Origin of the sequence: Bacillus sp. FSL R5-0434 (assembly GCF_038004745.1) — a bacterium.
In the GTDB taxonomy this organism is placed as follows: domain Bacteria; phylum Bacillota; class Bacilli; order Bacillales; family Bacillaceae; genus Bacillus; species Bacillus halotolerans.
The window spans coordinates 3,765,512-3,789,981 of record NZ_JBBORV010000001.1 but is presented as its reverse complement, the minus strand read 5'-3'; the positions used below and the strand labels follow the sequence as shown (position 1 = coordinate 3,789,981).

Annotated in this window: 26 protein-coding genes, 1 pseudogene and 3 other annotated features; of the genes and pseudogenes, 14 read left to right on the top strand and 13 right to left on the bottom strand. The window is 43.1% G+C overall.

Features of this window, described 5'->3' with window-relative positions:
- Positions 1-47: 47 nt before the first annotated feature.
- A complete protein-coding gene (gene zapB / locus NYE43_RS19745; protein WP_024123236.1) occupies positions 48-824 on the bottom strand; it encodes a cell division protein ZapB in 777 nt (258 codons plus the stop codon).
- A gap of 214 nt (positions 825-1,038) precedes the next feature.
- On the opposite strand from zapB, the gene NYE43_RS19740 reads away from it, so the two are divergent.
- The 7 genes from NYE43_RS19740 (at position 1,039) to NYE43_RS19705 (ending at position 8,538) form a co-directional block, all read left to right on the top strand.
- Positions 1,039-1,263: a DUF1450 domain-containing protein gene (locus NYE43_RS19740; protein ID WP_216393973.1), complete on the top strand. Its 225-nt coding sequence runs from the start codon at positions 1,039-1,041 to the stop codon at positions 1,261-1,263.
- 161 nt (positions 1,264-1,424) lie between these two features.
- Positions 1,425-2,726 (top strand): HD domain-containing protein, encoded by a 1,302-nt coding sequence (locus tag NYE43_RS19735; protein WP_024123234.1) that lies wholly within the window; start codon positions 1,425-1,427, stop codon positions 2,724-2,726.
- A 36-nt stretch (positions 2,727-2,762) separates the two neighbouring features.
- A complete protein-coding gene (locus tag NYE43_RS19730; RefSeq protein ID WP_024123233.1) occupies positions 2,763-3,263 on the top strand; it encodes a YwgA family protein in 501 nt (166 codons plus the stop codon).
- Positions 3,264-3,374: 111 nt separating this feature from the next.
- On the top strand, positions 3,375-3,848 hold the full coding sequence (locus NYE43_RS19725; protein ID WP_198098147.1) for an Rrf2 family transcriptional regulator: 474 nt from the start codon (positions 3,375-3,377) through the stop codon (positions 3,846-3,848).
- Positions 3,845-5,242, top strand: coding sequence for an MFS transporter (locus NYE43_RS19720; RefSeq protein ID WP_198098146.1), 1,398 nt, complete (start codon positions 3,845-3,847; stop codon positions 5,240-5,242). Before NYE43_RS19725 ends, NYE43_RS19720 begins: the two co-directional genes overlap by 4 nt.
- A gap of 52 nt (positions 5,243-5,294) precedes the next feature.
- Positions 5,295-5,519 (top strand) — a binding site (T-box leader).
- A gap of 31 nt (positions 5,520-5,550) precedes the next feature.
- Positions 5,551-5,777: a binding site (T-box leader), on the top strand.
- 29 nt (positions 5,778-5,806) lie between these two features.
- Positions 5,807-6,031, top strand: a binding site (T-box leader).
- A 52-nt stretch (positions 6,032-6,083) separates the two neighbouring features.
- Positions 6,084-8,000, top strand: a complete 1,917-nt coding sequence (gene thrS / locus NYE43_RS19710; RefSeq protein ID WP_095712783.1) for a threonine--tRNA ligase — start codon at positions 6,084-6,086, stop codon at positions 7,998-8,000.
- Between the two features lie 118 nt (positions 8,001-8,118).
- Entirely contained in the window at positions 8,119-8,538 is a 420-nt protein-coding gene (locus tag NYE43_RS19705; protein WP_024123229.1) for a MarR family transcriptional regulator, read from the top strand.
- A gap of 42 nt (positions 8,539-8,580) precedes the next feature.
- Here NYE43_RS19705 and NYE43_RS19700 read toward each other — a convergent pair whose 3' ends face one another.
- On the bottom strand, positions 8,581-8,769 hold the full coding sequence (locus NYE43_RS19700; protein ID WP_003222038.1) for a 2-hydroxymuconate tautomerase: 189 nt from the start codon (positions 8,767-8,769) through the stop codon (positions 8,581-8,583).
- Between the two features lie 108 nt (positions 8,770-8,877).
- On the opposite strand from NYE43_RS19700, the gene NYE43_RS19695 reads away from it, so the two are divergent.
- The 3 genes from NYE43_RS19695 to NYE43_RS19685 all read left to right on the top strand — a co-directional run bounded on the left by NYE43_RS19695 (position 8,878) and on the right by NYE43_RS19685 (position 10,499).
- Positions 8,878-9,537: a site-2 protease family protein gene (locus NYE43_RS19695; protein WP_341062468.1), complete on the top strand. Its 660-nt coding sequence runs from the start codon at positions 8,878-8,880 to the stop codon at positions 9,535-9,537.
- A 12-nt stretch (positions 9,538-9,549) separates the two neighbouring features.
- On the top strand, positions 9,550-10,068 hold the full coding sequence (locus NYE43_RS19690) for a YwhD family protein (RefSeq protein WP_010332295.1): 519 nt from the start codon (positions 9,550-9,552) through the stop codon (positions 10,066-10,068).
- Between the two features lie 194 nt (positions 10,069-10,262).
- A complete protein-coding gene (locus NYE43_RS19685; protein WP_253295223.1) occupies positions 10,263-10,499 on the top strand; it encodes a hypothetical protein in 237 nt (78 codons plus the stop codon).
- A 173-nt stretch (positions 10,500-10,672) separates the two neighbouring features.
- Here NYE43_RS19685 and NYE43_RS19680 read toward each other — a convergent pair whose 3' ends face one another.
- Complete coding sequence (locus tag NYE43_RS19680) at positions 10,673-12,748, bottom strand: transglycosylase domain-containing protein (RefSeq protein ID WP_341062467.1); 2,076 nt, start codon at positions 12,746-12,748, stop codon at positions 10,673-10,675.
- A 200-nt stretch (positions 12,749-12,948) separates the two neighbouring features.
- Here NYE43_RS19680 and speE point away from each other — a divergent pair, with 200 nt between their 5' ends.
- Positions 12,949-13,779, top strand: coding sequence for a spermidine synthase (speE, locus tag NYE43_RS19675; RefSeq protein ID WP_095712787.1), 831 nt, complete (start codon positions 12,949-12,951; stop codon positions 13,777-13,779).
- A gap of 60 nt (positions 13,780-13,839) precedes the next feature.
- The gene (speB, locus tag NYE43_RS19670; protein ID WP_095712788.1) at positions 13,840-14,712 is read left to right on the top strand and encodes an agmatinase; all 873 of its coding nucleotides are present in this window, start codon (positions 13,840-13,842) and stop codon (positions 14,710-14,712) included.
- A gap of 46 nt (positions 14,713-14,758) precedes the next feature.
- On the opposite strand, the gene NYE43_RS19665 is transcribed toward speB, so the two are convergent.
- The 8 genes from NYE43_RS19665 to NYE43_RS19630 form a co-directional block, all read right to left on the bottom strand.
- Positions 14,759-15,319 (bottom strand): hypothetical protein, encoded by a 561-nt coding sequence (locus NYE43_RS19665; RefSeq protein WP_188323354.1) that lies wholly within the window; start codon positions 15,317-15,319, stop codon positions 14,759-14,761.
- Positions 15,312-15,959, bottom strand: coding sequence for an ABC transporter ATP-binding protein (locus NYE43_RS19660; RefSeq protein WP_188323353.1), 648 nt, complete (start codon positions 15,957-15,959; stop codon positions 15,312-15,314). Before NYE43_RS19660 ends, NYE43_RS19665 begins: the two co-directional genes overlap by 8 nt.
- A gap of 2 nt (positions 15,960-15,961) precedes the next feature.
- Complete coding sequence (locus tag NYE43_RS19655) at positions 15,962-16,759, bottom strand: hypothetical protein (RefSeq protein ID WP_341062750.1); 798 nt, start codon at positions 16,757-16,759, stop codon at positions 15,962-15,964.
- Between the two features lie 9 nt (positions 16,760-16,768).
- A complete protein-coding gene (locus NYE43_RS19650) occupies positions 16,769-17,443 on the bottom strand; it encodes a hypothetical protein (protein ID WP_341062465.1) in 675 nt (224 codons plus the stop codon).
- The gene (locus NYE43_RS19645; RefSeq protein WP_188323350.1) at positions 17,430-18,218 is read right to left on the bottom strand and encodes a hypothetical protein; all 789 of its coding nucleotides are present in this window, start codon (positions 18,216-18,218) and stop codon (positions 17,430-17,432) included. The genes NYE43_RS19650 and NYE43_RS19645 overlap by 14 nt, the downstream gene beginning before the upstream one ends.
- 148 nt (positions 18,219-18,366) lie before the next feature.
- Positions 18,367-18,846, bottom strand: coding sequence for a hypothetical protein (locus tag NYE43_RS19640; RefSeq protein ID WP_061572213.1), 480 nt, complete (start codon positions 18,844-18,846; stop codon positions 18,367-18,369).
- 252 nt (positions 18,847-19,098) lie between these two features.
- Complete coding sequence (locus NYE43_RS19635; protein ID WP_010332289.1) at positions 19,099-19,218, bottom strand: PhrC/PhrF family phosphatase-inhibitory pheromone; 120 nt, start codon at positions 19,216-19,218, stop codon at positions 19,099-19,101.
- A complete protein-coding gene (locus tag NYE43_RS19630) occupies positions 19,202-20,347 on the bottom strand; it encodes a response regulator aspartate phosphatase (RefSeq protein WP_341062461.1) in 1,146 nt (381 codons plus the stop codon). The genes NYE43_RS19635 and NYE43_RS19630 overlap by 17 nt, the downstream gene beginning before the upstream one ends.
- Before the next feature lie 228 nt (positions 20,348-20,575).
- On the opposite strand from NYE43_RS19630, the gene NYE43_RS19625 reads away from it, so the two are divergent.
- Both NYE43_RS19625 and NYE43_RS19620 read left to right on the top strand, forming a co-directional pair.
- Entirely contained in the window at positions 20,576-21,928 is a 1,353-nt protein-coding gene (locus tag NYE43_RS19625; RefSeq protein WP_326323588.1) for a YncE family protein, read from the top strand.
- Positions 21,929-22,111: 183 nt separating this feature from the next.
- Positions 22,112-22,488, top strand: a pseudogene (locus NYE43_RS19620) (YncE family protein); the annotation flags it as partial.
- Positions 22,489-22,494: 6 nt separating this feature from the next.
- Here the strand turns inward: NYE43_RS19620 and NYE43_RS19615 are convergent.
- Together NYE43_RS19615 and NYE43_RS19610 are read right to left on the bottom strand one after the other, a co-directional pair.
- Entirely contained in the window at positions 22,495-23,196 is a 702-nt protein-coding gene (locus tag NYE43_RS19615) for a bacteriocin biosynthesis protein AlbG (protein WP_326323589.1), read from the bottom strand.
- Positions 23,193-24,470: a M16 family metallopeptidase gene (locus tag NYE43_RS19610; protein WP_341062460.1), complete on the bottom strand. Its 1,278-nt coding sequence runs from the start codon at positions 24,468-24,470 to the stop codon at positions 23,193-23,195. The genes NYE43_RS19615 and NYE43_RS19610 overlap by 4 nt, the downstream gene beginning before the upstream one ends.

Here is a 24,470-nt window from a genome sequence, read left to right as displayed (position 1 = left end):
TAATGGCAAAACCCCAAAACAGGACATCGTTTTGGGGTTTTTAAAAGCTATTCCGCCATTTTTTCTAAATTTCCGTTCCGGTCCATTTTGAAGGACGGAGAGGCATGTTCATCATCTTCAAATAAAACTAGTTTTCTGGCTCTATTCATGATTTTTACCAAGGTTTCATAATCTTCCTGGATCGTTTTTTGATCTTTTTCAAGTTTTTGAACTTCTGCTTCCAGCTGTTCTGTCTTGCTTTGTAATTCTTGATTTTCTTTCTTTAAACGCTCATTTTCCATTTTTAAAGCTGAGGATTGCTCATGATTGCCTTCGTAATTCTGCAGGAATCTGATGACATCATTCATCGTCATCTCAGGCGCAGACGTTTGAGGAGACAATAAGTGTGATAGACTAGCTAACTCTTCCTTAAAGCTGTCATCCACAAAAGGCATGTGCTCGCCTGACATCAAAGCCTGCTTCTCATTTTCGGCAGTCGGGGTTTCAGGTTTCACCTGCTCCTCCTGCACTGCAGTTTCTTGAATTGTTTCGGGATCAACCGCAGGAGGCTGATATAGCAGTCTTTTCTTCGCTGGCTGCCCGTTTCCGAGGGCTCTCATGCGCTGTTTTCGCTGTTTTTTTGCAAGCTGAAGCGCTTTTTCATATTGATGGCGCACCACCGCGTTCCATCTGAATCCGCAGGCTGCGGACGTCCGATTTAATTTATCGCCGACCTCTTCAAAGGCATTCAGCTGAGTGCTGCCTTCTCTTACATGCCGAAGCACGGTTTCGGCTAAAAGCAAATCATTTTCTTCTGACCAAGCGTCCTGGCGCTGTTTTGTCATTTATCTCAACTCCCATTTTTCTTTTCATGATATTAGAATGTCCAGATTGGAAAATATTTATACAAATTGGCTGGAAGAATAGGAGATACGGAGGCTGAAGCGGCTTGCAGGAACAGTCGAATCCTTGTACAATGAGGAGTGATGTGATTTTTTCGACAAAGCGATTTTAGGTTTAAAACATAGATGAACATAGAAATGAAGGGAAGCGTACGTCATGGCTAATGAATTTCGAGTGTGTGATGATTGCCAAGCCACTAATATCAAAACATTGCTGCCGCGTTTAAAAGAAGTAGACCCGGACGCAAAGGTTGAGGTAGGGTGCCAATCTTATTGCGGGCCCGGACGGAAAAAATCGTTTGCTTTTGTAAACAATCGCCCGCTGTCAGCTCCGACAGAGAATGAGCTGATTGACAAAGTGAAAAAGAAATTAAAAAAGTAAAAACATATTTTTTCATAGCCTCGGCCCTCTGGTCAGGCTTTTTTGCTTCACATCATGTGATTTTCGGAAAGATGGAACAAATCGTCGGACAAATTCAAGGATGTTTTCAAAGAATAGAGTCGATATAATAGAAACACGGCTAAAAAAAAGAGGGAATGACGATGGCGTATCCAAATGGAAAATTATCAGAAGAAAAAGTGTTTAAAGATCCGGTGCACCGCTATGTTCATGTACGGGACAAGCTGATATGGGATCTGATCGGAACCCGCGAATTTCAGCGTCTCCGCAGAATCAAGCAGCTCGGCACGACGTATTTGACGTTCCATGGCGCTGAGCACAGCCGGTTCAACCATTCTCTCGGTGTCTACGAAATTGTCAGGAGAATGGTTGATGATGTCTTTAAAGGCCGTCCTGAATGGGATGACAGTGAGCGCGAACTCTGCTTGTCCGCGGCGCTGCTTCATGATCTCGGGCACGGGCCGTTCTCGCATTCATTTGAAAAAGTCTTTCATCTTGACCACGAAGATTTTACAAGAGATATCATTTTGGGAGACACAGAGGTTAATCAGGTGCTCAGAAAGGTGAGCCCGCGTTTCCCGCAGGATGTTGCTGAAGTCATTGCCAAAACATATAAAAACAAACAAGTGGTCAGCCTGATTTCGAGTCAGATTGACGCGGACCGCATGGATTATCTGCAGCGCGACGCTTACTATACGGGCGTCAGCTACGGCCATTTTGACATGGAGCGGATTCTCCGGGTGATGCGCCCGCGTGAGGATCAAATCGTCATTAAACAAAGCGGAATGCACGCTGTAGAAGACTATATTATGAGCCGCTACCAAATGTACTGGCAGGTCTATTTCCACCCTGTGACGAGAAGTGCGGAGGTTATTTTAACGAAGATTCTCCACAGAGCGAAGCAGCTCCATGATGAAGGTTATGTGTTCACTCATGCTCCGGTTCATTTCTATTCTATTTTTGAAGGGAAACTGACGCTGGAGGATTATTTGAGGCTGGATGAATCTATTATTTTGTATTATTTCCAGGCATGGGAGGATGAAGAAGACCCGATTTTATCCGATTTGTGCCGCAGATTCATTAACCGCCAGCTGTTCCAATACGTTGAATTTAATCCGAATGAAGAGATGTCGGCCTATTTTGAGCTGACCTCATTATTCAAAGAGGCTGGAATCGATCCGAGCTATTATTTGGTCGTGGATTCTTCTTCAGATCTGCCATACGATTTTTACCGTCCAGGAGAGGAAGAGGAGCGTTTGCCGATCCATCTCTTGACGCAAAACGGTCAAATCAAAGAGCTGTCCAGACAGTCGGCCATTGTGGAATCCATCTCCGGTAAGCGGCGGACGGACCACAAGCTGTACTATCCGAAGGACCTGATTTATGACGGCTCTGAACACCCGGAAGCGAAAATGAAAATCCGGCAGCTGCTGGGACTGACATAGAAATTGGTAAAGAAGGAAAAAGGAGATGTCGGGAATTTGTTGAAAGAACATGCAAAACTGATGAAGGTGTTCTCGGATTCTGGAGAAATCATCGGGCGAAAGAAGCTGCAAAAAATGATTTATATTGCGAAGAAAATGCAGTTTCCTTTCTATGAGAAATATGATTTTCACTTTTACGGGCCGTATTCGGAGGAACTGACGCTCCAAATTGAAGAGCTGTGCAACCTTGGATTCCTGCATGAGGTAAAGGAAAAAAAGGGCGGCTACTTTCAATACCGTTATTCGCTGACAGAGACGGGCTCCGCGTTTTTAGACCACGCCGATCTTGATATGCCTGATATCAAGCACTATATTGACAGTGTAAACAACCGTTCATCTCGGTTTTTAGAGCTGGTCTCCACGATTCTTTACTTTGACGGGCTTGAGGCTGAGGAAAAGAAAGAGAAGGTATTTACAATCAAAAGCAAGCAAAAGTATACCAATGAAGAATATGACGAAGCGCTTCAATACATAGAAGAGCTGAAGCAGATTTGTTAACCATATCAAGCAAAAGAAATGAATCGTTTCTTTTGCTTTTTTTATTGACAAAACCTGCTAATGGATCTATTGTGGATAATAGTTATCCATAATGAACTGGGAGGGAACATAATGAAAATGAAATCGGGAATGGAGCAGGGAGTTTCTGTGCTTTTGTTACTGTCACGGCTGCCCGTGCAGGCTTCTTTAACATCAGAGGCGATCAGCCAGCGCTTGCACATGTCTCCGTCATATCTGAAAAAGCTGATGAGAACTTTGGTGCAGGCTGGTTTGGCTGAGTCTATACCAGGTACGAAGGGAGGCTTTACGATTACGAAGCCATTGACGGATATTACCCTCTATGATGTCTATCAAGCTGTTGAAGGAAGAGGTTCCATGTATCAAGGAAAAGGCCTTTTGCCATCTGTATTTGAGAGCGGAGATCACTGTGTGCTGGAGACGGTAATGGGGGATATTGAGGATAAATGGTCTTCGCTCATGAAGGAAGAAACCTTGCAGGGTGTCATGAACAGAATCGGTAAACTTTATGACCTCGAAAAAATCGATGATTGGATACATCATCAGCTGAAAGGGCAATGGCAATGAAAAACAGCGGGCCTTTACATCAATCAGGATCAACAGGCATCTCAGTGTTAATCGTGCTCGCTCTCGGTTTTCTGATGGCTACGCTTGATGTGACCGTGGTGAATGTTGCAATTGCTGATATGAAAAACGTTCTTTCCCTTTCAATTTCAGGTGTGACGTGGGTTGTAGACGGGTACATGCTTACATTTGCTTCGCTTCTGCTGGCCGGCGGTGCGCTGGCTGACCGTTACGGCTCAAAGACCATTTATATGCTGGGTTTGGCCGTTTTTGTTCTTGCCTCATGTCTATGCGCTGTAGCAGCAAATGGCCAAATGCTGATCGCAGGTCGGCTGTTGCAGGGACTTGGCGCGGCTTTGTTTATGCCGAGTTCACTCAGCCTTTTGGCTGCCTCTTACCCCGATGAACGGGTGCGGGCCAAAATGTTTGGCTTGTGGGCCGCTCTCGTCTCCGCCGCCTCCGGACTGGGGCCTTTTATCGGCGGTGTTCTGGTGAATGCCGCAGGGTGGCAGAGTATTTTTCTGATCAATGTGCCATTAGGGGTTGCGGCGCTTATTTGCGCCTATCGAACGCTCAGCAGTTTCCCGGGAAATGGCAGCCGGGTGAATATCACAGGGCATCTGCTTGGAATGGCGGCTCTCGGATTTCTTTCATTTGCGCTGATACAGGGCGCTTCAATAGGCTGGAGTTCGCTCACCATTCTCGGTGCTTTCGCTGCGGCGGTTTTGGCGTTTGTGCTTTTTCTTCTGAGAGAAATTTTTTCGGCAACATCTATTCTTCCTGCGTCATTATATAAGAATGGACGTTTCTCGGCAGCGCAGTTCGTTGGGTTTTTGCTGAATTTTGCTCTTTTCGGCGGTATGTTTATGCTAAGTCTATTTTTGCAGGAAGCAAGAGGCGCAAGTTCCTTTTTAGCGGGAGTCGAACTATTGCCGATGATGGCTGTCTTTGTGGTCGGAAATCTGCTGTTTGCCCGGCTGGCGAACCGTTTTGAAGCGGGGCTTCTTATGTTTGTTTCAATGGCTGTCAGCTGCATCATGGCATTGCTGTTATTTGTCATGGTTTCTCCGGATTTGCCTTACTGGCAGCTTGCGGTTCTGACATCTGCCATGAATCTTGGTGTTGGCATTACGGTTCCTGCCATGACGGCTGTGATTATGAAGACAGCGGGACAGGAGCATGCCAATATCGCAGGAGCAGCTTTAAATGCCAACCGGCAAATCGGGGCATTGGTTGGCGTAGCGGTTTCCGGAGTGGTCATTCATCTGTCCGCCACTTGGTACACCGGAGCTGGGTTTACGTTTTTGATGATGGGCGCGGCATACAGTCTGGCCGCATTCCTTGTGTGGCGGTTTCTGACTTTTCATAAAGAAACGTCCGCTTCCGCATCATCTTAAAATCGTCCATTGTCTTTTCAAAGAATATATAGTAAGATATATGAAATTATTCAAACAGGCACTGATAAGGACACGAGATGCTTTTTACGGTTTCCAGAGAGGGAAGGATCAGCTGAAACCTTCCTAACGCAGAGAAAGCAGCTTACCGCCTTTGAGCCGTATCGGGGAAATTAAGTATCTGATACCGTCATGCTGCGTTACAGCACCGAGCCGACGAACATGTATGTTTGTTGGGAATTTGGGTGGAACCACGAATTTTAACACATTCGTCCCTTGCGAGGGATGGATGTGTTTTTTTATATGAGTCAATATATGCGATGAAAAGGACATGAATGATGTTTACGGTTTTCAGAGAGGGAAGAAAAGGTGCGAGCTTCCCAGCTTAGGAATATCATTTACCGCCTTGGAGCAGCGTTGGGGAACAGTCAGTATCCAATGCCGTTTATGCTGCGTTACAGCACCGAGCCGATGAACATGAAAGTTCGTTGGGAACTTGGGTGGAACCACGGGTTAATCACACACACTCGTCCCTTATAGAGGGACGGGTGTGTTTTTTTATATACTAGAAATGCGATGAAAAGGACATGAATGATATTTACGGTTTTCAGAGAGGGAAGGAAAGGTGCGAGCTTCCCAGCTTAGGAATATCATTTACCGCCTTGGAGCAGCGTTGGGGAACAGTCAGTATCCAATGCCGTTTATGCTGCGTTACAGCACCGAGCCGATGAACATGAAAGTTCGTTGGGAACTTGGGTGGAACCACGGGTTAATCACACACTCGTCCCTTACAGAGGGACGGGTGTGTTTTTTTATATACAACAATTAATAAGGAGTGTTTGAAATGAGTAAACATGTTAGTATTCAGCTTCCGGACGGACAGGTAAAGGAATATCCGAAAGGCACTACAGTCAAAGAGGCGGCTGCGTCCATCAGCTCCAGTTTGGAAAAGAAAGCAGCAGCGGGACAGGTTAATGGCCGGCTCGTTGATGTCAGCTTCAAGCTGGAGGAAGATGCTGAGCTTTCAATTATCACACTGGATTCTCCAGAAGGCTTGCAGGTGCTTCGCCATACATCAGCGCATGTGCTGGCTCAGGCAGTGAAACGGCTGTACGGCGAAGTATCTTTGGGAATAGGGCCTGTCATTGAAGACGGATTTTATTATGATATGAAGCTTGATCGGAGTCTGACTTCCGGAGATGTAGAGACCATCGAAAAAGAGATGAAGCATATTATAAACGAAAATATGGATATCAAGCGAATAGAGGTTTCTTACGAGGAGGCTGAAGCGCTTTTTGCAGAAAAAGGCGAGCCGTTTAAGCTGGAAATTTTGAAAGACATTCCGCGCGGGGAGAAAATGACGCTGTATCAGCAGGGAGAATTTGTTGACCTGTGCCGCGGGCCGCATCTTCCTTCAACAGGAATGATCAAGGCGTTCAAATTAACACGGGTGTCAGGTGCTTATTGGCGAGGAGACAGCCAAAATGAAGTCCTTCAGCGGGTGTACGGTGTTGCGTTTCAAAAGAAAAAAGATCTTGAGGCGCATCTGCATATGCTGGAAGAAGCAGCGAAACGGGATCACCGCAAGCTGGGAAAACAATTAGAGCTGTTTATGTTCTCGGAAGAAGCCCCGGGAATGCCGTTTTATTTGCCAAAAGGGCAGATTGTCCGCAATGAGCTGGAACGCTTTTCGCGTGAGCTGCAAACAAATGCCGGCTACGCCGAGGTGCGTACACCGTTTATGATGAATCAGCGGCTATGGGAGCAGTCAGGGCACTGGGACCATTATCGCGACAATATGTATTTTTCAGAAGTAGATGATACTGCATTTGCAATGAAGCCGATGAATTGTCCCGGCCATATGCTCATCTTTAAAAACAGCCTGTACTCTTATCGGGATCTGCCGATTCGTATGGCGGAGTTCGGCCAGGTGCACCGCCATGAATACAGCGGTGCTCTAAACGGAATGCTCCGCGTCCGGACGTTCTGCCAGGATGACGCACATATCTTTGTTCGGGAAGATCAAATCGAGAGTGAAATCAAAGAAGCCATTCGGCTGATTGACGAGGTATACCGCACATTCGGTTTCGAGTATACGGTTGAACTTTCCACTCGCCCGGAGGATTCATCAGGTGAAGACAGCGTGTGGGAAATGTCTGAAAACGCCTTGAAACACGTCCTTGAGGATCTGGGTCTTCCTTATGAAGTAAACGCAGGGGATGGAGCGTTTTACGGAGCGAAAATCGATTTTCATATTAAAGACGCTCTGAAGCGGAGCCACCAATGCGCCACAATCCAGCTTGATTTTCAAATGCCGGAAAAATTTGATTTAACATATATTAATGAGCACAATGAAAAGGTTCGTCCCGTCGTCATTCACAGAGCGGTATTCGGCTCAATTGACCGTTTCTTCGGCATTCTGATCGAGCATTTTGGCGGAGCTTTTCCAGTCTGGCTTGCGCCGGTGCAGGTCCAAATTATACCGGTTTCTTACGTTCATATGGACTACTGCGAAAAGGTGCAGTCTGAGCTAAAGCGGCTCGGGATAAGAGTCAATATCGATGAACGCAATGAAAAGCTTGGCTACAAAATCAGAGAATCACAGATGCAGAAAATCCCGTACATGCTGGTGCTTGGGGATCAGGAAGTGAGTGAAAAGGCGGTAAACGTCCGTCAATTCGGACATCAGAAGAGTGAACAAGTTCCTTTTCAGGTATTTAAAGAGAATATTGTCGAACAGGTGAAAAATCGAAGCATGTAGGAGAAAAGTTGCGAATTCGCTGTTTGCTTTTTTGACTTTCCCTATCTGGTATCAGTAAAATAATAAGTAATCATATCGTTCGTATGTTATGAATGCATCTCGAAATGGGGAAATCTACATGGATCATGACAAACTGGAAGCAAATTTGCTGGATCACGCACTAACAAAATATTTGAAAAGCACGAAACTATTAGATGAAGCCACAGTTCCGAAACATGTGAATAATGTAAGAGGATTTATTCTGCGGATTATATATCGACACGGGAGCTGCACCATAAAGGACATTCTAAAAGAGGTCACGCTGTCTCCGTCTGCCACCACAACCGCTCTGAATCACTTAGAGCAGGAAGGGTTTATTAAGAGATCCAGAAATAACAATGACCGCCGGACCGTTTGGATTACGCTTTCTGAATCGGGGCAGGCAGCGGCTCTTCAGATGATTCAAAATCGCCAGCAGCTGATTGACGGCATGTTTGAACGTTTGACTGCCGAAGAGAAGGCAGCGTTTTTAGCTATTATTGAAAAAATGACGAAATAGAGATGAAAAAGCCGGCTTGCGAAGCGCCGGCTTTATATCAGATTATTCCATATCGCTGAGGCGTTTGCCTGCGACCGCGTAATGGTCTTTTCTCATTTCTTCTATAAAGACAACAATTTTTTCTTCAGAGGCACCGGTCGTTTCTTTCACGGCCTCTGTTACTTTCTCAACTAGATTGCGTTTTTGCTCGTCTGTACGGCCTTCAAGCATTTTGACGGTTACGTATGGCATAGGTGTGAATCCTCCTTTATATCGTTTCCTCTCTTTAGGAAAAGAGGCTTCTTATAGTATACTGAATAAAGTAAATTCTTGCATTTTTAGAAAGAGGGATCATCTCACTTGGACCGTTTTTTATATTACCCGTTGTCTCTAATGCCATATCTGGTCATTACCTTAATTGTTTCGTTTACAATGCATGAACTCGCTCACGCCTATGTCGCATATAAATTTGGTGACAATACGGCGAAAAGAGAAGGAAGACTGACGCTGAATCCTATCAAACACCTTGATCCGTTCGGAACCATTTTGATCCTGGTGGCCGGCTTTGGATGGGCTCGCCCTGTTCCCGTCAATCGCCGTTTCTTTAAGAAACCTCGTTTGGCCGGCGTACTCGTATCCATTGCCGGGCCGATCAGTAACCTGATTCTTGCGTTTATCGGTTTCTCTTTGTTAGTGTTGATGCATGCTTACGGAATGGAACTGCTTGCGGCATTCAGTACAGGACTGGATCAGTTCTTTTCAATCTGGATACAGCTGAACCTCGTTCTGTTTTTATTTAATCTGCTGCCGCTGCCGCCGCTCGATGGCTATCGTATTATTGAAGATCTCGTCCCGCCGGGGGCGCGTGCCAAGATGACGCAAGCGGAAAGCTACGGCTTTATCGTCTTTTTGGTACTGTTTGTGACACCGCTCGGATCCTACGTGCTTTGGCCAATGCTCAATGCCGGAAGAGATCGGATTTTACAGCTGTTTTCAGCGATATTTCAACCGCTTTTGTAGGAGGTAGAACTCATGGAAGAAAAAAAGAAAAAATCAATCGGGTTTAATATTATCAAAAGTGATCCGACAGACGGACACGGCGGATTTGGCGTAGGGGCACTCAGCCTTGATAACATTTCACCTGTATTCGTCGATGTAGAGGAAAAAGAAGCGTTCGTTGACATCGGCGCGATGCATGCCCGCAGCGTCGTTGAAAAAGGCATTAAATTTCTGCCTAATAAAGAAGAAGTTCCAAACGGCAAACCATACTGGCTTGTATGGGTGACGATTGACAGAAGAGAAGAGGGCCCTTATTACGCAGGGGTAACAGCCTGTGAAATGACGGTCGACAGAAGCATCAGAAGAGGCTACAAATCGCTGCCGGAGCATGTGAATCTGATGGATAAATCGATGAAACGGAACATTATCATTGATCAAATGGATGACAGCTCGAAGCGAGTGCTTGGCGAATTTCTGAAAAACCATGACCAAGGCCTGTGGGAACGCTCTTCTGACGAATTGAAAAAAGGACTGCTTCCAGAAGAAAATTAATTTGTGAACTTTCTGTGAACTTTTAGAAAATTTGAATTTTTTTCTGTGAACATTGAGTAAACTGGTGATACAGAAATAGGACATGGAAAATCCCGAGCCGAACCAAGACTCGGGGTTTTTCATTTTTTTGACAGCAGATAGGGGAGATATCGTGTTTCAAACAGAGGATTGGTGATTGGGTCATTGAAGCGGACGTGGAGGAAACGAGAAGGCAGTATGCGAAAGATATTGAAGATATGTGCGGGTGTCTTCTCTGTGAAAATGACCGGGAAGTAATGAAAACACTGCCGCGTGAGAAGGCGCAAATGTTTGAGGATTTTGGTCTTCAGCCGTCTCTTTGTACGGAAATTAATGAATTTGGGCCGGAGGGTGACCGTCATCTTTATGTGGCCAGCTATTTTATGGTCGGACGTATTCTAGAAGGGAAATAAGAATGGGTTCCGGACCGTAACTGGTATATATCATTTGAAGTGCCGAGAGATGACCGCTTTATCCCCGAAGGATTCCCGAAACCCGTTCTCCAGCTTGACTGCGTGACGCTGCTCCCATGGATAATGGAAGAACCATATTAAATAACCCGGCATTCAAGCAGCCGGGTTATTTTTTAATGATTCCGTCCCAGCCATTTGTCCCACCACTTTTTCGGGGAAGCGGGCTTTTCCTTGACTGGATGCTGGTCTTTTGTTTGTTTGACAGGCTCTGAGCCGTAGCACACATTCGCTGGCTCTGTGCCTTTCACAAAATACGTGTAATGCTTGGCTGCGCAGCCGGGGCCGGAGGAGTAGCCTGTTGCCGGATCGATGTAGACGCCGGTCACGCCTTTTGGCGGTTTAAAGGCTGTTTCTGGTTCTCCTTTGAGCGCATCCTCCATAAACTCCGCCCAAATGGTTTTGGCGTAGTTTTTTTCTGCGACTGAGTCAATGGTGCTGTTTTTGTCATAGCCCGTCCATACACCCGCAGCCAGCTTCGGGTTGAAGCCGATCATCCAGCTGTCTGCGCTTGTTGTGCCTGATTTTCCCGCATAGGTTCTAGTCAGGCGATCCGCGATTGTCCGTCCTGTCACGGATGTATAGCCGTTTAAATCTGTATCAAACATGCCTGTCATCATATTAGCGGTTACAAAGGCAGCTTTTTCATCCAGCACTTGTTTATGCTGATTCGGGCTTTCGTACAGTACATGTCCGGCCGCATCAGTCACCCTTGTGATAAAGGTCGGTTCGATTTTCTTTCCGCCATTTGCCAGCATGGCATAGGCGTTGACCATCTCAATCGGGCGCACCGGTTCCGTGCCGAGGGCCAAGGATGGCAGCGCTTGGAGCTGCGCGGTGATGCCAAATTCCTTTGCCGCCTGAACGAGCTTGTTCATTCCGAGAAAGAGATGGGTTTTCACGGCATAAATGTTGTCAGACAGCGCCAGCGCCTGAAGAAGCGTAATCGGTTTGTTTGCGTAGTAACCGTTATAGTTGCTTGGAGAATAGGTTTCTCCCTTTGCATCGATTTGAAACTCGGTTTCTTCGCTTTTCATCAGTGTCACTGGCGTAAACCCGCTCTGAATCGCTTTATAATAAAGTAACGGTTTGATTGTCGAAGCGGGCTGACGTTTCGCCTGTGTCGTCCGGTCAAACGGGCTTTTTTGATAATCTCTGCCGCCGACAAGAGCGAGAACGTTTCCTGTGCGTGGATCAATGGCTGAAAATCCGACTTGAATGTCAGAACCGGCGTTAACCGTTTCGGTAATGGTTTCCTCGGCAATGCGCTGAAGCCGTTTATTCACGGTTGTATACACATTTAACCCGCTCGTTTCAATTTGCTCCCGTGTCATGCCGAGTTTTTTTTCCAGGTCTCTCATCGCATTATCATAGAAATAAGGCGCTTTTCTGCTGATGGCGTGTTTATTCAACGGCTGATAGGAAAGAGGCTCCTTGATCAGCTCGTCCGCTTTTTTGCGGCTGATCATCTGCTGCTTTTCCATCATCCGCACAATTGTTTTTTGGCGTTCCTTGGCCTTTGTTTCATTGACATAAGGCGAATAGCCGGAAGGGCCTTTCGGAATACCGGCCAAAAGCGCCGCCTCCGCATCTGTCAGGTTTTTGGCATGCTTGCCGAAATAGAGGCGGGACGCGGCTTCGATGCCATAGGCGCCGTGGCCGTAGTATATCGTATTTAAATAGCCTTCTAATATCTCGTCCTTAGAATAGTTTTGTTCCAGACGAATGGTATAGAATGCCTCATTCCATTTGCGTTTCCACGTTTTGTCGTGTTCAAGATACAGGTTTCTCGCATATTGCTGGGTAATGGTGCTTGCGCCCTGAACCTTGGCCAGCGCTTTTAAGTCGGCCAGCGCCGCACCGGCCATGCGTTTATAATCAAAGCCATGGTGATCATAGAAGTTCTGGTCTTCAATCGCCACCGTCGCTTTTACAATCGTCGGATTCATGTCTTTTAAGGGGACCCAATAGCGTTTTTCGCCATAGTTCGTCTCCCCGAGTTTAGAGCCGTCGCTCGCAAACAAAATCGTGGATTGCGGCACTTGAACCGAGGGAGCGCCCTGGTATTTGGCTATCAAAATGACAGTCATAAACACAGCAGCTGCCGCTAAGCACGCGAAAGCCCCAAGAAAGATACAGGCGCGAACGGTTTTGAGCGTCAGTCTCAGCCGTTTATTTGTCATTGCATCCACAATGGTTCCCCCTTTTTTTATGTTTCTACTATTATGAGAAAAAAAGATTGTTTTTAAACATCGCGTGACAGGACGCATCTTTACTTTTTCTCCGCCATCCTCTATACTTTTTCCTTAGGTGAAAATGCGATTTCAACCGGGAATAAAAGCTGAAAAGACGCTTACAATAAATGAATACAGCCTTGAAAGGGAGATGACAATTGAGCGAACTTTGGTACACAGAGAAGCAGACGAAAAACTTTGGCATTACATTGAAGGTTAATAAAACATTACATACAGAACAAACTGAGTTTCAGCATTTAGAAATGGTGGAAACAGAAGAGTTCGGCAACATGCTGTTTTTGGACGGTATGGTCATGACGTCAGAAAAAGACGAATTCGTTTATCACGAAATGGTGGCGCATGTGCCATTGTTTACGCACCCAAATCCGGAGCATGTGCTTGTAGTCGGCGGCGGTGACGGCGGCGTCATCAGAGAAATTCTGAAGCATCCGAGTGTGAAAAAAGCGACACTTGTTGATATTGACGGCAAGGTTATCGAATACTCTAAAAAGTTTCTTCCTTCTATTGCGGGAAAACTTGACGATCCGCGTGTTGACGTGCAGGTGGATGACGGATTTATGCACATTGCGAAATCTGAAAATCAATACGACGTCATTATGGTAGATTCAACTGAACCAGTCGGACCTGCTGTTAACCTGTTTTCAAAAGGGTTCTATGCCGGAATCGCGAAGGCGTTAAAAGAAGACGGCATTTTCGTCGCTCAGACGGACAACCCATGGTTCACACCGGAATTAATCACAAATGTACAGCGTGACGTGAAGGAAATCTTCCCGATTACAAAGCTGTATACGGCGAACATTCCGACATACCCAAGCGGTTTGTGGACATTTACAATCGGTTCGAAAAAATATGATCCGCTTGCAGTGGAAGACAGCCGTTTCTTTGACATTGACACGAAATATTACACAAAAGATCTTCATAAAGCGGCGTTTGTTCTGCCGAAATTTGTGAGTGACCTGATTAAATAATGAATGTATGGCGCAGGAGCGAATCTTGCGCTTTTTTACAGGAAAGCGAGGGTTTTATAGATGAGATTTGATGAAGCTTATTCAGGAAAAGTATTTATCGCGAGCCGTCCAGAGTGGGAAGAGGCGGACGCCATCCTTTACGGCATGCCGATGGACTGGACGGTGAGCTATCGTCCGGGATCACGCTTCGGCCCGGGAAGAATCCGCGAGGTGTCAATCGGCCTTGAAGAATACAGCCCGTATCTGGACCGTGATCTGGCGGACCTGAACTTCTTTGACGCCGGCGACATTCCGCTGCCATTCGGCAACCCGCAAAAAAGTCTTGATATGATTGAAGAATATGTGGACAGCATTTTAGAAAAAGGGAAATTCCCAATGGGCATGGGCGGGGAGCATCTCGTGTCATGGCCTGTCATGAAAGCAATGTATAAGAAATTTCCTGACCTGGCGATTATTCATTTTGATGCACATACGGATCTTCGCGTCGACTATGAGGGAGAACCGCTTTCTCACTCAACGCCGATCCGCAAAGCGGCAGAATTGATCGGACCGCAAAATGTGTATTCATTCGGAATCCGTTCCGGTATGAAAGAAGAGTTCGAATGGGCAAAGGAAAACGGCATGCACATCTCTAAGTTTGAAGTGCTTGAGCCGCTGAAAAAGGTTCTTCCGAAGCTGGCAGGCCGTCCGGTATATGTCACAATCGACATTGACGTATTAGACCCTGCTCACGCACCGGGAACAGGAACGGTTGACGCAGGCGGCATCACGTCTAAAGAACTGCTTGCATCCGTCCATGAAATCGCACGCTCAGAAGTAAACGTGAAGGGCGCTGATTTAGTAGAAGTAGCTCCGATTTACGACCACTCAGAGCAAACGGCAAACACAGCCAGCAAAATCATTCGTGAAATGCTGCTTGGGTTTGTAAAATAGTTTTTAATAAAAGGGCCTGAATGTAATTCAGGCCCTTTTTCATCTTTTAATTATTTAAAGTCATTTTATAAGAAGTTCTTTTATTAGATTCGTCGTCTATTATAGTATAATAAGCAGATACTTTTGATGATTCAGGATTGAAATTTTTATAATTTACTTTTTCGTCGGGATACAAACTTAATCCTACATATCCTAGTACTGTTTTCCCTGATGGAATCTCTGTATTGAATTGATACTTATCCGGCAAATCATAATTATAAGGCATCAATTGTTTATTATATTGATACTGACCAAAAAATAAAAAGTTTTTTCCGTCCGGTGAAAGCTCCTCTAGAGTAATTTTGTGATTAGAAGTATTTTCAGCATTAAAAGGCAAAATGTATATATATTTTATGGAATTTGTTTCTTTATCAAATGACTTAATCGGCTTTAATGGTTTTAATATGTGGAATTTTATTCCTTTTCCTGTATCGATCGTTTGGTTTGCGTCAATATTAATATTAGTTGGAGTATATTTATCATTTTGGGCGTTCACTGTATAGAAACGAACACAGCTGAATGTTACTATTATTAATAAAACAATCAAGAAAATCCAACGCTTATTCATCTGCATCCTCCAGCTTACCTTCACTAATATCGATAATTCTATCGACAACACTGTTTTCACATAGTGTATCATCATGACTAGCCACTACAATCGTTGTGCCGTTTTCTTTTTCGGCTTTTAGGATATCCAGTATAAGATTAATCCCTTTTTTGTCTAAGGCATTTGTCGGTTCATCTAAAAGAAGTAATTTGGGTTTTTCCATTATTGCTTGAGCAATTCCTAAGCGTTGCTTCATCCCTAAAGAATAGCGTTTGACTTTACGCTTATCTTCAGGGTCTAACCCAACTTTTCTTATTACTTCTTTGATTTCTTCATCAGATACTTTTTTCTTGATAGAAGCAAGGAATTTCAGATTTTGAAATCCCGAATAGACAGGGATAAAGCTCGGGTATTCAATTAACAGGCCTGTATGTTCAGAGAAGTCAATATCTTTCCCGATCACGAGGTCGTTAACAGAAACTTCGCCTTTTGTTAATGTTAGCAGTCCGGCGATGGCTCTTAAAATCATTGTCTTTCCAGATCCATTATGGCCTCTTAACACGACAAATTCGTTTTCTTTAATTGAAAAACTGATATCATCTAATACATGATTTCCCTTTAATTTTTTTACTATATTTTTACACTCGATATACGACGTCATAATTACTCTCCTAAAATATCTGTTTTTTTAATAAAAACCAGGCTGATAAAAGTACAAGCTGTACAGAAAATAAGTGCAATTAATAAAAAGTCGGAGGCATGAAAAAAACGACCATCTGAGTAGTTAACGTTCATGCGCGAATAATCAATAAAAGCCCACTTTCCAGCCATAGCAAATGAAGCGATGAATAATGAGCTGTGAAAAAAAATAGATATTACAATATAAGCAACAATAATAATAAATGCTGATATAAAAGATATCATGAAAGTTAAAGTTTCTAGCAAAACTGCATACATAAACGAAACTAAGATTTGAATTAACATAAATAATATAACCTTGCTGTTCAGTTCTGCTATAAAGCCTTTAAATGAGGTAAATAGCATCATGTATATAAAAAGCCATACACACCAAATAGATACAATCAAAACAAACAGTGAGAAAAGTTTGCTGAATATAAATACTCCTTTTTTGGGGAGTCTCGGAAGGATATAAGCTCCGGAAATTTGAATGTCACGAAACATAAAATTACCCACAATTATCAAAGGCAATACTTGAAAACTAATCCATTGTAGAGGGATAGATAGTCTATGCTGTGTATATAAGATATGTAGATCAAAGAAATTCATCGAATGAAATAGTGTGATCAGGTTGTCGGAAAAACTTTGATGGTCTAGCTGTCCTGTCTTATTGCTATTCCAGAGGAAGCATAAAAGAAGGAGGGCAATAGCTAAGCTAATGACAAAGTATGTAATCTTACTTTCATTGAAACGCATGACAATATCACGTTTCAGCATATTCATAAAAGACAATCAGTTTGCTCCTTTCTCCTCAACCTGCTGTAAATAATTGCGTCGCTTTATAGACTCTATAGAAATCCCGAATAATAAAAACATAATCCCTAATCTAATCAATAATAATTCCGCCAAATCACTAAATTCCATTACAAAACCATTTAAAAAGAGCATACCATTACATGCAAGGTAATCAATCAAAAATAAAAGAATGAATAGAAAAACTACAATGATTTGATTCAAATACAGTAGAATAAATGAAACAACATAACAAATGAAAATAAATGCAAACACATGAGTGATGAAAGATATCGGGGTCACATACAATAGTCCCGTATCATTGAATATACATAAAGTATATAATTCACCCATAATGATAATCCCGTATAATGCTGAAAATAATAGTGTTTTTAAAAGGTATATCATTGTTAGATAAGGTGCATTGTTTACTCGGATTACAGTATAAATTGAAAAGTAATCGGATGAGATCAAAACAGAAAATACAACGGCAGCAGGGCATAAAATAGAAACGAGATGCCAATAGGAAAAAATATTTTCCAGTGCAAAACCATCATAATTACCATTTTCTTGGTAAAAAAAGAAATAAACAGCAATTAACTGCAACAGTAATGCGACGGTGATACCCGGCCACTTCATTTTTAATGTTGATTTTAGAGTATTATAATAAAACACGGCGTTTTTTTCCCCACATATAAAGTAAAATAGTTGCAATGAACACTCCAAGGTTCAAATAAATAAACTTATCTATACTCAAAAACCCTCCATCGTTAACAATATATTTCATTGGATTGTAATTGTTGTTGAGTAAAGTAAAGCCTATTAAATTGATTAAAAAAGGTATGATATAAACAAAATATTTCTTTTTAATAAAAAATGATAAAGCCAATCCAATGGAAGAAAGAACAGCTCCATACATCCCATTTAATGCAAAAAGGATAAAAGTATATATTAATGAGTGTTCGTAATAAAGGTTTGCTAAGTCTGTTCCGCCTGTAACGATGGGGTCCATGTAATTGACGATCCCGTCAGGGTTTACCGAAGGATATGTCATCGATAGCAAATAAAGATTTAATAATAATGGTAAGATAATGACGAAAAACGAAATTGCAAAGTTCAATCCGAATAATACTGTGAAGTATTTCTTTTTAGTTGTTTTTGTTATAACGTTCATAAGAAATCCAGTATTTTTATCTTCACAGTACATACCGGACATTGGAAGTGATGCTAATAAAGGAAGAATGAGAATCCAGACAGTCTGAGCTGAGGTTGTGTTTCCTTCTGCAATATTCGATAAAAACGGTGAGTTATGGATTTCATAAGGAAGATTGATCTTCTTATGAAAGAAGAGAATACCTAGATAACTGACGAGCATAAGAACGATACTAATGAATAAAGAGAAATAAATCTCTTTATTTTTTAATAAACGCTTTAAAAAGAAAGAAATCATGTGCAAGGCTCCTGTTTTTTATTAAAACTCTATGTGAGTTTTGGATAGTTTTATTTTAATAAAAAATCTTTAAGAGTGGATATTATTTTTACCTTAAAAAGCGATCTTACATGTTTAGTGTAAGATCGCTTTGTTTTGAAAAAGGGTATTAATAGATTGTGTAATTTCCCTTAGGTTTTACGCTGTCAGGACTCCAATCAGTTGAGAAGGAATCATTGCTGCGGCTATAACCGCCAAACCTTACGGGTACATTTCTGCCGTAATCTTCAACAGCAGTGTTGGAAAATAAGTATGTATGACCCGGGTGTACTGTTCCTTCGTGAGTTCCACCACCGGATACATTGTGCCAGTCGCGCCCGCCAGAGTGAACGTTTTTATCTGCCTCTGCCCATACATCAAATTTGCCTCCGTCATCTTTCTTTAGGAGATGCATATACATGTAGCTTCTATTTTGTTTTCTTCGAGCAGTTGTATAGTCGTAAGGGCTGTACCATCTGAAAGTAAAATGCACCCTTGAATCGCTCGTATTGGCTTTTGCATGAACCGCCTGTGTAACACCCAGTGAGGAAACAGCAAGCCCAAACATGATGATGAGTAAACTAATCCTTTTTTTGAATTGAACTTTCAAAATAAATCCTCCATTTTAACCTTCAATTGAAGTTGTACTGAACTTAAGTCTTGTATATAATAATTCAATAAAAAGGAAAAGTAAACAGGTTTTTCATTTATAATTATAAAAATTATCTTATATATTATGTTTCTGGATTGGGAAACCAATTTAAAATAATTTAGTAATTAATATTTTAAATTTTAAAAACAAAACTTTTGTTTTGGCTTTTTATTTAACAAAAAAACAACCGGTAAAAACCGGTTGTTATCTTTAAATCATTCCTCGCTGAGCAACTTCCATTTGATGTGCAGGTGCAGTTGCAATACTTGTTGCGACAAACACTGTGCTTAGGGCCAGACAAGAGAGTAATATTTTAGACTTCAATTTCATACAATTTCACTCCTCCTTGAATAAGCTGTCTTACTCGTTCCACCTTCAGAAAATACGCGGAAGCTTTTTGGAAATTTTCACGTCCATGATAATATTTTGCCACATCAAGCGCAAAATCTTCAAGATCAGCATACATCATTTTACTTTCGAGAAAATCGAAGAATTTCTGAATTGCCTCTTCATCCGGGCCTGATAAGTATAAAGATTTCAAAAATTCAAACTCCGATAAGTAAATGATATCTTCAGCCTCTTTAGAATAAGCAATTCCTTTACTAAGATATTCATGAGCTTTATCCATTTTTCCTAATTTATAATGAATTTGTGTAATCAAAAAATAAGCTTGAGGCAGAGAAGGAAGAATGTTAGCTTCTTCAAAAACAGATATGGCTCTTTTGAAATATGTGATTGCTGACTCATACTGTTCTTGGCTGTTTTTGCAAAGTCCGATGTTATACAGTGTTCTTCCCATTAATTGGGGCTGTTTTTCGGATTCTGCCATTGTATAAGCTTTTTTGAAATGTGATATGGCGTCCTCATATTGCTTGAGATCTAAGAAATTGGTAGCGAACAAAGAATGGCATTGAAGCAATCTAATATTATATGCTGTGTGCTCTTTGTATATTTCATATGCCTGCCGTGCATAGTCCATAGAAAAATACGTTTGTTTCATATAGTAATAAGATTCAGACATTTTAAAGAAAAATTCAGCTTTTTCTATTCGATCCTTTACGAAAATCAGCTTGCTTTCGGCTTTTTTGAAAAATTTAATAGCAGATAAGTACTCCCGCTGATCCAGTTCGTACATGCCCCTGAAGAAATTAAAGTAATAGTCAAGGACTCCGGTTAAACGAGCCTGTTTTTTATCAATTTCAAGCAGCAAATCGGACAGTCGCGGCTGTTCCTCTATCCGCATGTTTTCTAACGGTTCAAGATACTCAAGCATCAGATTGTGCCGGAATTCCATCAGTGAATAATACAAATGAAGATCCTGGTCTTCTTCCATTTGATCCAGCTCTTGTTTGATTTCTCTTCGTAAATATTCCGCATCCGGTATGCTGAATCGGCGTATGTACATATACCATTCATTAATCTTTTCTCCAACGGAAGAAGAAGATATGACACTTGTCACGTTTGAAAATCCCTCCCTTCATTATTCTATATATGTCATATTTTATCATCATCATTCTTGTGAGAAGCGCAAAAAAACCGCAATCTTTTCTTTCGTTACACCGCATGGTGGCCGGAATTTCTTCAAAAACAGCTTTTACCCTCGGCTGTTTGTACAAGCAAACACATTCACCTTCCATATTCTGTTGTATCTGCGTGAGCAGTGTATGTCTGAAAAGGAAGTGATGAAATGAGGAAAAACAAGCTTTCCTTTAAAGAAAAAGCAGAAGCTGCACAAGATTGTTTATGTTTTTGTGAGGAAGAAACCAGCCGTGAAGCGATGTTTCAAGCGCCGATTGAATTGCCTGAGGGGTTTGTCGTTGATCCGGCTGAAGCTGTTGCAAACGTCACGTGGAATGCAGACAGCCTTTCTTGTGTCAGTGAACGTTGCTTAATTGAGACGGGGCCTGAGCCTGATGAAATCGGTGTTCAATTTGCAGTCCGCCTGCAGGGAACCGTTACGCTTCTTGTCAGTGTCTCACCTGTGCGAAACCAATATGGACAAGGGGAGGGGGCTATTTCTGTCATTCACAATGCAGAGATCGATCAAGTTGTCTATTATTCTGATGAACCGGATGATTGTCCGGATGTCAGTGACATTACGATCGAGAACCTTGTTGTCGTCCCGCCATTTTACGGCAGTCCTTTATCGGTGACGGGAACGATTGTGCTCTCCCCGGAGCCGGAGCCTGTTTATGCGTTTACAGCGAATCCAGATGATCAGTCGGTTTCTGTGATTGATACAAACACTCATGCTGTTGTGACGACGATTTCTCTTCCATACCAACCTACAAGGGTAGAAAAGACGCCAGATAACACCTCTGTGTTTGTTTTGCATTACTATGATCGTGTCATTACTGTCATCAATCAAGACACATTGAGTGTCACAGCTTCTATTTTGCTGGATCAGCCGCCGGAATCCATATCTTTTATACCTGGACACGAATTTTTTTATGTTGTCGCCGGTGGTGCCATATACGTGATAGGAATTGAAACCTTAACTGTTGAAAGGTCTATTCCTTTTGAAGGTTTTGATGTTGCAATTGATCCAAATGGATTGTTCGCGTATCTGCTTGGTTTCGGTTCAGTGCAAAGATTGGACTTAAACACAGGTGAAGTGACAGGAACTATTGAACGGGACCTTATCGTAAATGCCTTAGAAACGGGTTGGCCGGAACGTTACCTTTATGTATTAGAACAAGAATTCTTTTTCAATTATTTGACGGTGATTGATTTAAATACATTTACGATCAGCAGCACCCAAGAGCTGGAGTATGAGGGTGAATATGGAATGTTCAAGAGCGGATCAGGGGTGTATTTGTTTGATGATTTCACTCACAATCTATATTCCGTCAGTCCAAGTGGTGCAGGCGTAATAGGAAATCTTCCGCAATCGGCAAGAGACTTTGCGTTTACCCCAAATGGCGAATTTCTGTATGCAACAAATTTTATAGAGCAAAGCATCACTGTTTACAACACGGATGATTATTCTGTGGAAACTGTCATATCGCTTGGCGTTTCACCGAGTGACATTGCGATTTAATCAACTATGCATTTCTAAAAGGGATGTGAAATCATGAAAAAGAATGATTTTTCTGTTTTACAGGAAAATTGTTTCTGTTTTTGTGATGAAGATGCCAGCCGTGAAGTGCCATTTCAAGTGCCGATTGAAGGGTTTGTCGTTGATCCTGCGGAAGCAGTCTCTGCGGTTACATGGAGTACAGACGTGATGAATGGTGAACTGTGCCGAAGGGTGTAACAGAGATCAGTTTGTCACCCTTGAGCAGGGGAGGTGACTTTGACCGTCTATTTGAAACTTTGAGGACAATTGTATTTTCTCTGGATAGTACTAGGGCTTATTTTCTAGAGCCTTATAGTAAACCGTTTCTCATTAACAATGTATATGTCGTTAATACTGCCGCACAAAGGATCATCGCAAACGTGTCTCTTCCTAATGTCTATGACATTACAGTAACGCCCGACAATCAATACATTTACGCGGCACAGCCCGGCGACAATGCAGTGACCGTGTACCGCACGAGTGATGATTCAGCCGTGACGGTCATTCCGGTTGGCGCCGGTCCGTCCACGATTGCGATGTAGATGTTTTTATAGATCGAGAGAAGCAGGGCTGCGGTAAGAGATTCGTTTATAAACAAAAGATCCGATCTGCTGGATGGCAGCTAAGATGATCAGAAACAGCAGTTCACTTATAGTAAAACTGAGCATCCACCCAATCCCGGCTCCTGTCAGCGCTCCCACAAGCACTTTTCGGAACAGGTTTCCATGCTGGAATAGCTGAAGAAAATACGTTCGCATATAAAACAATAAATACAGAATTAGTAACACCGCTAGCCCCATTGTAATGGAAGGGGGCGTGTGAAAGCTGAAGGGAACGGCCTTGACGATTTCGAACATGCAGCCGAAAACGATGACTTGATACAATACAGCAGCCATCACATATGATTGGCGGATGCCCTTATAGCTGTCGCGCAGCAATTTTACATCGTCGGCATAACGGCTGCACAGCTTGCGATGCTGAAAGTCACAGCAGCTTTGATGAGACTGTGTGAGTTTCTGAAAAGCTGCTGTCATGTTTTTGACAGATTGTGTCACGTAGTGAAGATAGAGAAAGGCGGGCAGCATCAGTACGGAAGCGGCACAAGCCAACAGCCCAAGGCGGGCAGCGTCATTTTTGATCAGCTGTACATATTGGCCTGCGGCTTCGGCACCTGAGTGAAACCAGCCGAAGGAATAAGCCGCCATGGCCGCAAGCAGCAATAATAAAGTAAAGACAGTGCTTTTTTTCATTGTCTCATCACTTCTTTCTGGGGTACATGAATGACTGCTTTGTTAGAAGAAACCATTGCTTCAATGAGAGCCAAGAAATCATGAAAATTCATCTGCTGAATGGTGCGGTAAAGGCCGAGAAACGAGCAATCGTACTGTTCACACTCCGCCGCCCATTCAAAGCATTTACGCGCGTAATCACTGTCATAGATGATCGCGTTGACTAAAGAATCCTTGCCGTACTCAAGCCAGGCTTCGGTACGGTTTTTCTGCTGCGTGATATAGTAAGATGCCACATCGATGTATGCGGAAGAATGCGCCCCTTTACTGTGAAGGATCAAAAAGCCGCCATCCTCTGATAAGCGAACATCCGCTGATAGGCTTTGGATATTCAAGCGGTACGTTTGCCGGATCTCTTGAAAAAACGGCGAATCCATGTGAAACAGGATGCGAGAGGCAATGTCCCAGTACAGCTTCAAGGTCAAAAGTCCGTTTTCTCCTGGGAGCGCCCCGATTTGTATTCCGGTCCAAGTGTCTTCCGGCCGCTCCAGATCACCCTTTACCTCTTTTGGTGAGAGGGGAGGGCACGCAGGGACGATCTTTCTGTCAGAGCGGCTGCCAGAGCGCTTTTCCAGCCTCAGCTGAGAAGGCAAAAGAGTTTCCGCATCTTCTGGGCCGCCAATCAGAAACAGCGTCATCCGATGGGGCTGGTAGGCGGCAGCATAGGCTTCCTGCAGATCACAGATCGTCAGAGCCTCAATGTCTTTTTTTCTGCCTGCGGGGAAGACTGCGGCTGGTGAGGCAGGAGACAGCATCTGGATCAGCTGATAATGGTAATGAAGCTGGTGGTTGAGAAGCGCCGTTTCTATTTCACTTGTAATCACGGCTTTTTCCTGAGCAATGATCTGCTCGTCAAACGAGTGGTTCCATAAAGCGTCAAGCAGGATTGGAATGGTTTGTCTGAGCCGATCCGGCAATGAGGTAAACATGAAATTTGTATCAGTGTAAGTGGTGAACGCATTCAACAGAGCGCCGTGTTCAAAAAAATCACTATACAGGTTCCGGCCGTTATGCCAAAAGAGGAGATGTTCTAAAAAGTGCGCTGTGCCATATGGCAGCATCCGGCCGCCGGTTTCTGACTGTAAGCGGATATCCCGGCTTCCAAAGCCGGTTTTGACATTGCACAATCTTAAATGGGCGCGGGGAAATTGTAACCTGAATATTTTCATTCCCTTGTCTGTGTATCTGATATCGGTTCGTTCATCCAGCTGTTGAAAAAAGGCTTCCTTTTCCAT

What these genes read in the sequence shown, in the direction of transcription:
- NYE43_RS19725 (WP_198098147.1), top strand. Translation starts at nt 3,375, where the DNA reads ATGAAAATGAAATCGGGAATGGAGCAGGGAGTTTCTGTGCTTTTGTTA.
- NYE43_RS19660 (WP_188323353.1), bottom strand. Translation starts at nt 15,959, where the DNA reads ATGACGTCGTATATCGAGTGTAAAAATATAGTAAAAAAATTAAAGGGA.
- speB (WP_095712788.1), top strand. Translation starts at nt 13,840, where the DNA reads ATGAGATTTGATGAAGCTTATTCAGGAAAAGTATTTATCGCGAGCCGT.
- NYE43_RS19690 (WP_010332295.1), top strand. Translation starts at nt 9,550, where the DNA reads ATGGAAGAAAAAAAGAAAAAATCAATCGGGTTTAATATTATCAAAAGT.
- NYE43_RS19720 (WP_198098146.1), top strand. Translation starts at nt 3,845, where the DNA reads ATGAAAAACAGCGGGCCTTTACATCAATCAGGATCAACAGGCATCTCA.
- NYE43_RS19735 (WP_024123234.1), top strand. Translation starts at nt 1,425, where the DNA reads ATGGCGTATCCAAATGGAAAATTATCAGAAGAAAAAGTGTTTAAAGAT.
- NYE43_RS19645 (WP_188323350.1), bottom strand. Translation starts at nt 18,218, where the DNA reads ATGATTTCTTTCTTTTTAAAGCGTTTATTAAAAAATAAAGAGATTTAT.
- NYE43_RS19625 (WP_326323588.1), top strand. Translation starts at nt 20,576, where the DNA reads ATGAGGAAAAACAAGCTTTCCTTTAAAGAAAAAGCAGAAGCTGCACAA.
- NYE43_RS19740 (WP_216393973.1), top strand. Translation starts at nt 1,039, where the DNA reads ATGGCTAATGAATTTCGAGTGTGTGATGATTGCCAAGCCACTAATATC.
- NYE43_RS19635 (WP_010332289.1), bottom strand. Translation starts at nt 19,218, where the DNA reads ATGAAATTGAAGTCTAAAATATTACTCTCTTGTCTGGCCCTAAGCACA.
- NYE43_RS19610 (WP_341062460.1), bottom strand. Translation starts at nt 24,470, where the DNA reads ATGGAAAAGGAAGCCTTTTTTCAACAGCTGGATGAACGAACCGATATC.
- thrS (WP_095712783.1), top strand. Translation starts at nt 6,084, where the DNA reads ATGAGTAAACATGTTAGTATTCAGCTTCCGGACGGACAGGTAAAGGAA.
- NYE43_RS19705 (WP_024123229.1), top strand. Translation starts at nt 8,119, where the DNA reads ATGGATCATGACAAACTGGAAGCAAATTTGCTGGATCACGCACTAACA.
- NYE43_RS19700 (WP_003222038.1), bottom strand. Translation starts at nt 8,769, where the DNA reads ATGCCATACGTAACCGTCAAAATGCTTGAAGGCCGTACAGACGAGCAA.
- NYE43_RS19655 (WP_341062750.1), bottom strand. Translation starts at nt 16,759, where the DNA reads ATGAATATGCTGAAACGTGATATTGTCATGCGTTTCAATGAAAGTAAG.
- zapB (WP_024123236.1), bottom strand. Translation starts at nt 824, where the DNA reads ATGACAAAACAGCGCCAGGACGCTTGGTCAGAAGAAAATGATTTGCTT.
- NYE43_RS19615 (WP_326323589.1), bottom strand. Translation starts at nt 23,196, where the DNA reads ATGAAAAAAAGCACTGTCTTTACTTTATTATTGCTGCTTGCGGCCATG.
- NYE43_RS19665 (WP_188323354.1), bottom strand. Translation starts at nt 15,319, where the DNA reads ATGAATAAGCGTTGGATTTTCTTGATTGTTTTATTAATAATAGTAACA.